We start from the raw sequence: 11,905 nt of genomic DNA on the forward strand, positions 1-11,905 counted from the left end.
GGGCGCTACATGGTGAGGCCGCCCGATACGGAGAGCACCTGGCCGGTGGTGAAGCCTGCATCCCGGGAGGCGAGGTAGGCGACGGCGGCCGCGACCTCCTCGGCGCGTGCGGCCCTGCCCTTGGGCACGGCCCTGACGGTCCCGGCCATGACCTTGCCGGTGAGGCCGTCGGCCCCGAGCATGCCGGCGAGGAGCCCGGTGTCGGTGGGGCCGGGGGAGACGACGTTGATGGTGACGTCGGTCCTGGCCGTCTCGCGGGCCACTGACCGGGCGAGGCCGTGGAGGCCCGCGCGCGCCGCGGACGACGCGGCGTCGCCGAGGGTGCCGGCCTTGCCGCTGTCCGACCCCACCAGCACGATCCGGCCGAACCCGGCCTCGAGCATGACGGGCAGGACCGCGCGGACGAGGAGCATCGGGCCCACGAGCTCGGTGCGGACGATCTCCTCGAGGGTCGCCGCGTCCGTCGCCGTCAGGGGTGCCAGCGGGTGGCGGTGCCCGGCGGTGACCACGAGGGTGTCGATGCCGCCCAGGGCGGCGGCCGCGCTCCCGCCCGGCCCGACGACGTCGGCCACGGACGCTGGATCCGCCGCGTCGAGCGGCGCGGTTCCGGCCCAGGTGCCGGCCGGGAGCCGTGCGCCGAGGGCCGCCGCCCCCTCGTGGTCGCGGCGGTAGGTCCCGAAGATGCGGGCGCCCTCGCCCGCCAGCCGAGCGGCGACCGCGGCCCCGATGCCGCCCGTGCCCACGAGCAGGACCCTCCGGTCCGCGAAGGCTGGATCCTCGCGCGGCATCAGAACGCCGACCTCCCCGTGACCTTCCGCCCGATGAGGAGCGACTGGATGAACTCGGTGCCCTCGTAGGTGTGGACCACCTCCATGTCCGTGAGGTGGCGGGCCACGTGGAAGTCGAGGAGGAGGCCGTTGCCGCCGAGGAGGTCACGGGCCTGCTGGGCGATGGTGCGGGCCTTGTTCGAGGTGTGCATCTTCGCGATCGAGGCCATGGTTCCGCTCCACGTCCCGGCCTCCTGGAGCTCCGCCATGCGGAAGCAGATCAGCTGCATCGCGGTGAGCTCGGAGAGCATCGAGGCCAGGGTGGACTGGACGAGCTGGTAGTTCGCGATGGGGTGCCCGAACTGCTCGCGGACCTCGGTGTAGGCCACGGCGGCCTCGAAGCAGGCGACCGCGTGGCCCAGGGCCTCCCAGCTCGCGCCGCCACGGGTCGTGGCGAGCACCCGGGACGTATCGCGGAAGCTGTTCGCCCCGGGGAGCCGGTTCGCCTCCGGGACGCGCACGTTCTCGAAGGCGAGGTCCGCCTGGAGGATGGCGCGCTTGCCGATCTTGCCGTCGATGGTCCGGGCCGAGAACCCCGCGGGCAGGTTCTGCGGATCGCGCGGATCCTCGCGCTCGAGGACGAAGGCCTTCACCTCGCCGTCGGCCTCGTCGCGGGCCCAGACGACCGTCACGTGCGCCATCGAGCCGTTGCCGATCCAGCGCTTGGCTCCGTTGAGGATCCAGGAGTCCCCGTCGCGGCGCGCGGTGGTCTCGAGCTGCGCCGAGTCGGAGCCGTGGCGCGGCTCGGTGAGCGCGAACGCGCCGATCTTCTCGAGCCGGACCATGCCGGGGAGCCAGCGCTCCTTCTGCTCCTCGGAGCCGAGCAGGTTGATGGTGCCCATGGTCAGGTTGGCCTGGACGCCGAGGAACGTGTTCATCGACCCGTCGCCGCGGGCGAGCTCCACGGTGGCGAGACCGGCGGCCAGCCGGGAGAGGCCTGCGGCGCCATGCCCGTGGATCACCCCGCCCACGAGGCCAGTCGCGGCGAGGTCGGGCAGGAGCTCCCACGGGAACTCCGCGCGCTCCCAGTAGCCGTTGATCACGGGCAGCACCTTCGCGTCGACGAAGTCGCGCATGCGGGCCCGGGCGGCCGCGGCGTCGTCCGGCAGGTCCTCGGCGAGGAGGAGGTAGTCCGTGTCCCGCGGGACCGTGAGGCGCTCGCGGAGCGCCGCGAGGTACTCGTCCGTCTCGGCGAAGCCGGCCCTCGGCCCGGCGTCGAGCAGCTCATCCATACGTGTACCAGCCCTTCCCGGTCTTGCGGCCGAACTCGCCGGCCTCGTACTTGGCAGCCACGAGCGGATGGGGGAGGTCCTTCTCGTCCCCGGTCTGCGCGTAGGCGGCCTGGCGGATCAGGTAGGTGACGTCGAGGCCCACGAGGTCCATGAGCTCGAAGGGGCCCATCGGGTAGCCGAGCGCGTCCTTCGCCGCGATGTCGATGTCCTCGAGGGAGGCGACGCCGCCGGCGTACAGGGCGAGCGCCTCGTCCCGCACCGCGCCCATGAGCCGGTTCGCCACGAACCCCGGGATCTCGCGGTTGAGCAGCACTGGGGACTTGCCCATGGCCCGGGCCACCTCGGTGACGGTCGCGACGGTCTCGTCCGAGGTCTGCGGGTTCCGCACGATCTCCACGGCCTTCATGATGAGGGCCGGGTTGAAGAAGTGCAGGTTGCAGATTTTGTCGGGGCGTCCCGTCGCGTCGGCGACCGTCGATGAGGCCAGCGTCGAGGAGTTGGTCGCGAGGACAGCGTGCGCCGGCGCAAGGGCGTCGAGCTCGGCGAAGATGGACCGCTTGACGTCGAGCCGCTCGGTCGCCGCCTCGATCACGAGGTCCGCGTCCAGGGCCGCACCGGCCAGATCGGTGGTGAACGTGAGCCGCTCCCACGCGTCCGCGGCGTCGGCCGCCGTGAGCCGGCCCTTCGCGACCCGCCCGTCGAGCCAGCGGCGCATGTCCGCCTCCGCTGCCGCGGCGGCGTCGGCCCTCACGTCCCGCACCGCCGTCGTGAATCCCGCGACGGCCGCTGCCATGCCGATCTGGCGGCCCATCGCCCCCGACCCGACCACGAGGATCTTCCGCACGTCCACCGCGGTCACCGCCCCACGAATTCCGGCCGGCGCTTGGCAAGGAACGCCGCGGCGCCCTCGGCCTTGTCCTCGGTCGTGTACAGCAGCGTCTGCGCGAGCCGCTCGAGCAGCAGGCCGGTCTTCTGGTCCGTCTGGGCGCCCTGGCGGATCACCAGCTTGCCCAGCCGCACCGCGAGCGGGCCCTTGGACAGGATCGTGGCGGCGGTCGCGGCGGCAGTCGCCGCGAGCTCCTCGCGGGGCACGACGGCGGTCACGAGCCCGTAGCGCTCGGCCTCGGCCGCCGTCAGTGCCCGGCTCGTGAGGATCATCTCGACGGCGCGGCCCGTCCCGACGAGCCGGGTGAGGCGCTGGGTCCCGCCGGCGCCCGGGAGGACGCCGAGGGTGGCCTCGGGCAGCCCCATCTTTGCGCCGTCGGCGGCGATGCGGATGTCGCAGCTCATGGCGAGCTCGAGGCCCCCGCCCATCGCGACGCCGTTGATCGCGGCGATGGTCGGCTTGGGATACTCCTCGATGCGGTCGAAGAGCTTCTGCATCTGGGCGGCGAGCCCGTAGGCGAGGTCGTAGCCGGCGAGCTGGCCGATGTCGGCGCCGGCCACGAAGGCCTTCTCGCCGGCGCCGGTGAACACGACCGCGCCGACCGCGCCGTCGTCCTCCCACGCGTCCAGGACGGCTCCGATCTCGGAGAGCACGGCCTTGGAGAGGGCGTTGCGCACCTCTGGCCGATTGACCGTGATGGTGCCGACGGCGCCGTCGAGCGAGGCGGTGACGGTCTCCAGGGTTTCCACGGGCCTACCTCCCCGCTGCCTGGAAGGCACCGAGGCCGGTCAGCGCGCGGCCGAGGATGAGCTGGTGGACCTCGTCGGTGCCCTCGTACGTGCGCACCGACTCGAGGTTGTTGGCGTGCCGCAGCGGCGAGTAGTCGAGGGTGATGCCGTTGCCGCCGAGCATCTCGCGCGCCTCGCGGGCGATCTGGATGGCCTCGCGGCAGTTGTTGAGCTTGCCCACCGAGATCATGGTGGGGGAGAGGGTCCCGGCGTCCTTCGCGCGGCCGATCTGCAGCGCGAGGAGGTAGCCCTTGGTGATCTCCACGGCCATGTCCGCGAGCTTGGCCTGGGTCAGCTGGAAGGCGGCCAGCGGCTGGCCGAACTGGGTGCGCTCGGAGCTGTACCGCAGCACCTCCTCGAAGCTGTCCCGCGCGGCGCCCATGACGCCCCAGATGATCCCGTAGCGGGCCTCGTTGAGGCACGAGAAGGGGCCCTTGAGGCCGATCGCGCTGTCCGCCGGGAGGACCGCGTCCGCGGGCAGGCGCACGTCCTCGAGCGTGATGTCGCACTGCACGGACGCGCGCATCGAGAGCTTGGGCTCGATCGCCGTGGCCGTGAACCCCGGGGTGCCGGTGGGGACCACGAACCCGCGCACGCCGCGGGCGTCGCCGTGCTCGCCCGTCTGCGCCCAGATGATGGCGACGTCGGCGATCGTGGCGAGCCCGATCCACCGCTTGGCGCCGTTGAGCACCCAGTCCCCGCCGGGCTGCTGGACCGCCGTGGTGCGCATCGAGGCCGGGTCCGAGCCCGCCGTGGGCTCGGTGAGCCCGAAGCAGCCCACGGCGCGGCCGGCCGCCATCTCGGGCAGCCAGCGCTGCTTCTGCTCCTCGGATCCGTGCTTGTGGATCGCGGACATGGCGAGCGAGCCCTGGACCGAGACGAACGTGCGCAGCCCCGAGTCGCCGGCCTCGAGCTCGGAGGCGGCGAGGCCGTACATCACCGCGGAGCGCCCCGCGCAGCCGTAGCCGGTGAGGTGCATGCCGAGGAGGCCGAGCCTGGCGAGCTCGGGGATGATCTCCCGGGGGAAGACCGCCTGCTCGTACCACCCGGCGATGTTGGGGCGGATGTGTTCGTCGACGAGCCCCCGGACCGCGAGGGCGAGGTCCTTCTCCTCGGTGCTGAGCTGGCCGTCGAGGCCGGTGAGGTCGGCGGGGCCGAACACGGAACTGAGGGTGGTCATGGTGGTCACGCCGTGGCCTCCTGGCTGAACTCTTCCGACAGCTCCTGCCGGATCTTGTACTTCTGGATCTTGCCGCTCGGGGTCCGGGGCAGCTCGGGGACGACCTTGAGGATCTCGGGCCAGTACGGCTTGGCGAGCCCCTTGGCCTCGAGGAAGGCCCTGAGGTCCTCGAGCGTGAACGGGTCGGAGTCGTTGAGCTGGACGACGGCGCCGCCGATCTCCTGGAGGCGCGGGTGCGGGACGGCGACGAGTGCCACGGCGGCGACGCGCGGGTGCTCGTAGAGGACGTTCTCCACGTAGGCGACGGGGACGTTCTCGCCGCCGCGCATGATGATGTCCTTGGTGCGCCCTGCGAGCCGGACGTACGAGTCCTCGTCCTGGGTGCCCAGGTCGCCGGTGTCGAACCACTCGCCGTCGAACTCGCTGAGCGTGGTGTCGAGCTGCTCGAGGTAGCCGCGGAAGAGGAAGGAGCCGCGGATCTGGATGCGGCCCTCGGAGCCCGTGGGCACGGGCTCGCCGGCGTAGTCGACGAGGCGCAGCTCCATGCCGGGGAGCACGCGCCCGTCGGAGTCGAGGACCTTCTCGACCGGGTCCTCCGGGCTGCCCATGGTGACGAGGCAGCACTCGGTCTGGCCCCATCCGCCGAAGACGTTCAGGCCGGGGAGCTTCTCCTTGGCGGCGTGGACCACAGCGCGGGGGATCGGCGCTCCCATGCAGCAGAACCGGGCGAGGCTCGAGACGTCGTGGTCGGCAAGGTTGGGCGCGGTGAGGATGTCCTGGAGGAACGGCGTGGCGCCGGAGGTGTGCTGGATGCCGTGCTCCTCGACGAGTTCGACGAACTCCGCGGGCTGCCAGACCTCCTGGAAGACCCCCGTGGCGCCGAGCATGATCGGGAGCGCGACGCCGAACAGGTAGCCGGTGAGGTGGCCAAACGTCGAGGCCATGTGGATCACCGAGGTGCTGTCCATCCCGAGCCGGTCCGGCCAGGGCAGGGCGCCGGAGAGCACGGTGTTGTGGCTGTGCATGGCGCCCTTGGGCCGGCCGGTGGTCCCGGAGGTGAACATGACCAGCGCCAGGTCGTCCGGGTCGGGCCGGCGGCCGGCGGCCTCCGCGGCGGTGAGGCCGCGGACCCTGCCGCGCTCGGCCAGGTCGGCCCAGGAGAGGAAGCCGTCCGCGGCCGGCGCCGCGGGGCCCGTTCCGAGGACGACGGCGTGGCGCAGCTGGGGCAGCGAGCCGCGCAGCCGTCCGATCATCGCCACGTAGTCGAAGTTCCGGAACGTGTCCGGGATGAAGATGACCTTGGCCCGGGCCTTGCTCGCCATGTACTCGATCTCGCGGTCCCGGTAGATGGGGATAAGCGCGTTGGTCACCGCACCGACCCGCTCTGCGGCGAGGTGGGCGACGATCCACTCGTGCCGGTTGGGCAGCTGGATCGAGACCGTGTCACCCGCCTCGACGCCCAGGGAGATCAGGCCCGCGGCGATGGCCTCGACCTCGGCAGCCATCTCCCGGTACGTGGTGGGGCCGGCGGCGTCGATTGAGGCGATCTTGTCCGGGTCTGCCGCGACGGCGTCGTCGAAGTAGTCGAGGAGGAGACGGTTCTTCCAGTACCCCTTGGCGCGGAAGTCGGCCGCACCCTGTGGCAGCGGAAGCATCTCGAAGGGCGAGCTCATGGTGGTGTCCGTTCGGCTAGTGGAGGCGGGGGTGCGGCTCAGGCCATCGTGAGTCCACCGGAGACCGAGAGGGTCTGGCCGGTGATGTACGCCGCCTCGTCCGAGGCGAGGAAGGCGACGGCGTTGGCGAGGTCCTCGGGCTGGGCCAGGCGGCGCAGGGGGATGGCCTTCTCCAGCGCCGAGCGCAGCTTGGGGTTGTCGGCGCTGATCCCGGCGAAGAGGGGGGTGTCCGCGGGACCCGGGGACACGCAGTTCACGGTGAACCCCTGGCGGGCGGTCTCGCGGGCGAGGGTCTTGCTGAAGGAGATGATGCCGCCCTTCGCCGCGGAGTAGACGGCTTCTCCCGAGGACCCGACCCGGCCGGCGTCGGAGGCGATGTTCACGATCGTGGCGCGCTCCTGGTCCGCGACCGCGCGCAGGAAGGCCTGGCTGCAGTGCAGGGTGCCGTACAGGTTGATGGCGACGACGCGGTCCCAGTCCGCGACGTCGCTGTCCACGAACGGGCCGACCTTGTCCCAGCCGGCGTTGTTGACCAGCACATCGATCCGGCCGAACTCGGCGTGGACGGCACGGACCATCTCGTCGACCGACTCGCGGGAGGTGACGTCGGTCCGCACGCCGATGGACTGGTTCCCGAGCGCGGCGGCGGTCTCCTTCGCCGCGGGCTCGTTGAGGTCGCTCACCACCACGGTCGCGCGCTCGGCGGCGAGCTTGGTGGCGATGCCCTTGCCGATGCCGGAGGCTCCGCCGGTGACGATGGCGATCTTGTTCTCGAGCTTTCCCATGATTCTCCTTCGAAGAGGGGGCAGGTCAGGGCGCGTAGGCGCGGCCCGCGATGTTCCTGGCGATGATCATCTTCATGATCTGGGCGGTTCCGTCGCCGATCTGCAGGCCGAGGACGTCCCGGAGGCGCTGCTCGATCGGCTTGTCCGTCCGGTAGCCGAACTGGCCGTGGAGGAGGAGGCACGCGTTGATGACGTCGTAGGCGGTCTTGGGCGCCCACCACTTGCACATGGCGGCCTGGGCGGTGTGGGGCAGCCCGTTGTCCTTGAGCCAGAGTGTCTGGTGGCACAGGAGTCGGGCCGCGGCCAGGAGGGTCTCGTTCTCGGCGAGCGGGAAGGCGACCCCTTGGAAGGTGCTCAGCGGACGGTCGAAGGCGGCCCGGCCCTTGACGTACTCCCACGTCTCCTCGAGCGTGACGGCCGCGGTGCCGATGCACTGCAGTCCGATGAGCGCCCGGGAGAAGTCGAAGCCCTGCATGACCTGGGTGAAGCCCTGGCCCTCGGCGCCGAGCAGGTGCTCGTCGGGGATCCACGCCTCCGTGTAGTGCGCGTACCCTCGGGTCACGGCCTTCGTGCCCATGTCGTCGACGGCCTCGAGCTCCACGCCGTCGGCGGCCAGGTCGGTGACGAAGGCGCTGATGCCCCGGCCGCGGCCCTGCTCGGGGTTCGTCTTCGCGAAGACCACCGCGGCGTCCGCCTGGAGGGCGAAGGACATCGACTTCGTCCCGTTGAGCACCCAGCCGCCGCGTTCCCGCCGGGCGGTGAGGGAGGGGCTGCCGGCATCGGAGCCGGCGTTGGGCTCGGAGAGCCCGATCGCCACGATCCCCTCGCCGCTCGTGATCCGCGGGACCCAGTGCGCCGCGACCTGGGGCGCCGCATTGGCTGCGAGGATCTGGCCCACGAGGGAGCCGACCACCTGGACGTAGGCGACATTGAAGTCGCCGCGGGCGATCTCCTCCGTGATGAGGCCGGAGGTGAGGCGCTGCTCGCCGCGTCCGCCCAGCTCCTCCGGCAGCTCGGGGGCGATGAGGCCCCGGGCGCCCATCTCGCGGCGCACCTCCGGCTCGATGCGGCGCTCGGCCTCGCGCTGCCGGTAGCCGGGGGCGATCTGCCCGGCGACCTCGCGGGCTTCCTTGATGTACTGCTGCTGGGATTCCGTGACCGTGAAGTCCATGGATCGCTGCTCTTCTCTCGACGCTGAGGTGGGGCGGAAGCGGTGGGGGCTGCTAGTGGTACTGGACCTTGCTGGCGAAGTCGGGCGTGCGCTTCTCGGCGAAGGCGGCGGCGCCCTCGGCGCCCTCGGGCGAGGCGACGAACAGGTCGAGGGCGGACATCGCGAGGTTGCTCAGCCCGGCCTGGTGGTCGGTGTCGGCATTGAAGGACTGCTTGAGGAAGCGGAGCGCCGTGGGGCTCTTCGCGGCGATCTCGTCGGCCCAGGCCATCGCCTCGTCCATGAGCCGTTCCGGCTCGACCACCGTGTTGGCGAGGCCCCAGCGTTCGGCGGTGGCGGCGTCGTACTGGCGGCACAGGTACCAGATCTCGCGGGCCCGCTTCTCCCCGACGACGCGGGCGAGGTACGCCGAGCCGAACCCGGCGTCGAACGATCCGACGCGCGGGCCGGCCTGTCCGAACCGGGCCGTCGAGGAGGCGATCGTCAGGTCGCACAGGACGTGCAGCACGTGTCCGCCACCCACCGCGACGCCGTTGACGGCGGCGATGACGGGCTTCGGGATGTCGCGGATGAGCTTGTGGAGGTTCCCGATCTCGAACATCCCGGACTCGGTCGGCCCGTAGTCGCCGGTCTCGGCCCGCTGCTTGACGTCGCCGCCCGTGCAGAACGCCTTCTCCCCGGTGCCGGTGAGGATCACGGCCTGGACGCCGTGGTCGGCCCACGCGAGGCGGAAGGCCTTGATGAGCTCCTCGACCGTCCTGCCACGGAAGGCGTTGTAGCGCTCGGGCCGGTTGATGGTGATGATCGCGGCGGCGTTGCGGCGTTCGTAGAGGATGTCCTCGAAGGCGGGGACCGCGGGGGCGGTCGTGCTGCTGGGGGCGGTGGTCTGGCCGGTCATGGAACTGTCCTTTCAGGCGAGGGGGCCGAGGAGGTCGGAGTAGGCGGCCCGGTGTTCGGGCCGGACCACGGAGGAGAGGGCGAGGGCCGTGTGCTCGGCCACGTACTGCTCGTGGGTCATGAAGCGGCTGAAGTACCAGTGCTTGAGCGCCCAGAGATGGGCCGTCGTCAGGAGGCCGTAGGCCAGGACCCTCGGGTCCACGTCGCCGAGGAGCCCCGCGTCGATGGCCTCCCGGGCGGCGGCGATGAGCGGCTCGGCGCTCTCCACCTCCAGGGCCTTGATCCTCTCGCGGCCCTCGGGCTCGAGCGTCTTGGACTCCTGGTAGGCGAGAACGGCCGCATCCCGCAGCTCCTGCACCACTGAGCAGTAGCCGGCGAACGCCGCGGCGAGGCGGCGGACCGGGTCGGCCTCCTCCTGGACGGGCTCGGCGACGCGGAGGCTGAACTCGTTCAGCACATCCTCGATGACGGCCTGCACGAGCTCCTGCTTGTTGCCGAAGTAGCGGTAGATGAGCCCGACGCTCACGCCAGCCTCGTCCGCGACGTTCTGCATCGACACCGAGTGGGATCCGGCGCGGCCCAGGAGCCGGGCCGCGGCATTGAGCAGCTGCCTCCTCCGGGTGTCGACGAGGGCGGTGCGGGCCGCCACCGCGGCATCGCTGGTCTGCACAGGAGTCCTCCGTGTGAATTGCCGTTCAGAGTGAATGAAGATTCATTCACTCAGCTCAGTATGGTGATGCGCGCCACACGCGTCAAGGGTCTTCCACCGCCCGCAGGGCACCCGTCAGCAAAACCGACCGATAGTGTTCGGAAAAAGTTGCTTTACCTGATGGGATGGATCTCCGGATACTGTTCGGGGTCGATGTGGCCGGCGTCACGTTCAATGGGGAAGCCGCCGCCCGCGCAGACCGCGTAGTTCGTAAGGGTCCGAACCGCGGGCCCGGAGCACAGGTGGGAGTTCTCGATGAGTGGGCACAATCCTCAATCAGTGTGGCGCCGCAAGCCGCTGGAGGAGATGGAAGACGAGACCGGCAAGAGCGGGCTGTTCAGGAGCCTGGGGCTCTGGCAGCTCACGGCGATCGGCGTGGGCGGGATCATCGGCGTCGGCATCTTCTCCCTCGCCGGGCTCGTGGCGCACGGCGACGCCGACAACCCCGGGGTGGGCCCGGCGGTGCTGATCTCGTTCCTCGTCGCGGGCCTGGCCTCGGCCGCGGCGGCGCTCTCCTACGCGGAGTTCGCCGGCATGATCCCGCGCGCCGGGTCGGCGTACACCTACGGCTACGTGGCGCTGGGGGAGATCACCGGCTGGTTCATCGGCTGGGACCTGCTGCTCGAGTACATCGCCATCGTGGCGGTCGTGGCCATCGGCATCTCGGGCTACCTGGACGCGTTCCTGGGCGGCTTCGGCGTGCACCTGCCGGCGTGGATGGCCTCGACCGTGGATGAGGGCAAGGGCGGCCTCATCAACCTGCCGGCCATCCTCATCTGCCTGCTCGTGACGCTGATCCTCAGCCGCGGCACCAAGGCGTTCGGCCGCTTCGAGCTCGCGGTCGTGGCCATCAAGGTGGTCCTGATCCTGTTCATCGTGGGCCTGGGCATCTTCTACATCAACACCAACAACTACACCCCGTTCATGCCCAGCGGCTTCGGCCCGGTGATGAGCGGCGCCGCCACGGTCTTCTTCGCCGTGTTCGGCTACGACGCGATGAGCACCGCCGCCGAGGAAGCCACCGAGGGCAAGAAGCACATGCCCAAGGCGATCATCCTGTCCCTCATCATCGCGATGCTCCTCTACGTCGCCGCGACCCTCGTGCTGACCGGCATGCAGAACTACAAGGACATCGACCCCAAGGCCGGCTTCGCCTCCGCCTTCGCCGGGGTGGGCCTGCCGGTGATCGCGAGCATCATCTCGGTCTTCGCGGTGCTCTCCATCCTCACCGTCATGCTGACCTTCCTCCTCGGCGTGACCCGCGTCTGGTTCTCCATGAGCCGCGACGGCCTCCTGCCGAAGTGGTTCTCCAAGGTGGACCGCGGCGGCACCCCGCAGCGCGTCACGTGGATCGCGGGCCTGGGCTCCGCGTTCCTCGCCGGAGTCTTCCCGATCCGCGCCGTCGCCGACCTGACCAACATCGGCATCCTCGCCGCCTTCGTGGTGGTCTGCGTCTCCGTGATCGTGTTCCGCCGCACCAAGCCCCACGCCCCGCGCACCTTCCGCCTGCCGTGGATGCCGGTGGTGCCCGCCTTCGGCGTGCTGGCCTCGCTGTTCCTCATCTCCCAGCTGCACTGGGAGACCTGGCTGCGCTTCGTGGTCTGGCTCGCGATCGGGCTGGTCATCTACTTCACCTACGGGCGCAAGCACTCGCTCATGAACCCGGACAGCCCGCGGCACCAGGCCGAGGCGAGCCTGCGCGGCTGAGGCTCCCTCCCGGGGAGGCGGGCGGACGACGGCGGGCGCGCACCCGCCGTCGT

At 71.0% G+C, this 11,905-nt stretch carries 11 protein-coding genes; 1 reads left to right on the forward strand and 10 read right to left on the reverse strand.

Annotated features, from left to right (window positions below):
* Window positions 1–5: 5 nt before the first annotated feature.
* Genes ACYVKZ_RS12480 through ACYVKZ_RS12525 form a run of 10 tightly spaced genes read right to left on the reverse strand, consistent with a single transcriptional unit; the run spans window position 6 to window position 10,106 of the window.
* Entirely contained in the window at window positions 6–788 is a 783-nt protein-coding gene (locus ACYVKZ_RS12480; RefSeq protein WP_460992568.1) for an SDR family NAD(P)-dependent oxidoreductase, read from the reverse strand.
* Window positions 788–2,059, reverse strand: a complete 1,272-nt coding sequence (locus ACYVKZ_RS12485; protein ID WP_460992569.1) for an acyl-CoA dehydrogenase family protein — start codon at window positions 2,057–2,059, stop codon at window positions 788–790. Before ACYVKZ_RS12485 ends, ACYVKZ_RS12480 begins: the two co-directional genes overlap by 1 nt.
* On the reverse strand, window positions 2,052–2,918 hold the full coding sequence (locus tag ACYVKZ_RS12490) for a 3-hydroxyacyl-CoA dehydrogenase family protein (RefSeq protein ID WP_460992570.1): 867 nt from the start codon (window positions 2,916–2,918) through the stop codon (window positions 2,052–2,054). The genes ACYVKZ_RS12485 and ACYVKZ_RS12490 overlap by 8 nt, the downstream gene beginning before the upstream one ends.
* Complete coding sequence (locus ACYVKZ_RS12495) at window positions 2,915–3,694, reverse strand: enoyl-CoA hydratase/isomerase family protein (protein ID WP_460992571.1); 780 nt, start codon at window positions 3,692–3,694, stop codon at window positions 2,915–2,917. Before ACYVKZ_RS12495 ends, ACYVKZ_RS12490 begins: the two co-directional genes overlap by 4 nt.
* Window positions 3,695–3,698: 4 nt before the next feature.
* The gene (locus ACYVKZ_RS12500; RefSeq protein ID WP_460992729.1) at window positions 3,699–4,913 is read right to left on the reverse strand and encodes an acyl-CoA dehydrogenase family protein; all 1,215 of its coding nucleotides are present in this window, start codon (window positions 4,911–4,913) and stop codon (window positions 3,699–3,701) included.
* A 5-nt stretch (window positions 4,914–4,918) separates the two neighbouring features.
* Window positions 4,919–6,586 carry an AMP-binding protein gene (locus tag ACYVKZ_RS12505; RefSeq protein ID WP_460992572.1) on the reverse strand — a complete coding sequence of 556 codons (1,668 nt, stop codon included), beginning with the start codon at window positions 6,584–6,586 and terminating at the stop codon, window positions 4,919–4,921.
* 38 nt (window positions 6,587–6,624) lie between these two features.
* Window positions 6,625–7,371, reverse strand: a complete 747-nt coding sequence (locus tag ACYVKZ_RS12510) for an SDR family NAD(P)-dependent oxidoreductase (protein ID WP_460992573.1) — start codon at window positions 7,369–7,371, stop codon at window positions 6,625–6,627.
* A gap of 25 nt (window positions 7,372–7,396) precedes the next feature.
* Complete coding sequence (locus ACYVKZ_RS12515) at window positions 7,397–8,542, reverse strand: acyl-CoA dehydrogenase family protein (protein WP_460992574.1); 1,146 nt, start codon at window positions 8,540–8,542, stop codon at window positions 7,397–7,399.
* A gap of 52 nt (window positions 8,543–8,594) precedes the next feature.
* Window positions 8,595–9,437 (reverse strand): enoyl-CoA hydratase-related protein, encoded by an 843-nt coding sequence (locus ACYVKZ_RS12520; RefSeq protein WP_460992575.1) that lies wholly within the window; start codon window positions 9,435–9,437, stop codon window positions 8,595–8,597.
* A gap of 12 nt (window positions 9,438–9,449) precedes the next feature.
* Entirely contained in the window at window positions 9,450–10,106 is a 657-nt protein-coding gene (locus tag ACYVKZ_RS12525; RefSeq protein ID WP_460992576.1) for a TetR/AcrR family transcriptional regulator, read from the reverse strand.
* 294 nt (window positions 10,107–10,400) lie between these two features.
* Between ACYVKZ_RS12525 and ACYVKZ_RS12530 the strand changes: the two genes are divergently transcribed.
* Window positions 10,401–11,852 (forward strand): amino acid permease, encoded by a 1,452-nt coding sequence (locus ACYVKZ_RS12530; RefSeq protein ID WP_460992577.1) that lies wholly within the window; start codon window positions 10,401–10,403, stop codon window positions 11,850–11,852.
* Window positions 11,853–11,905 lie beyond the last annotated feature (53 nt).

The organism is Sinomonas soli, from assembly GCF_054782415.1.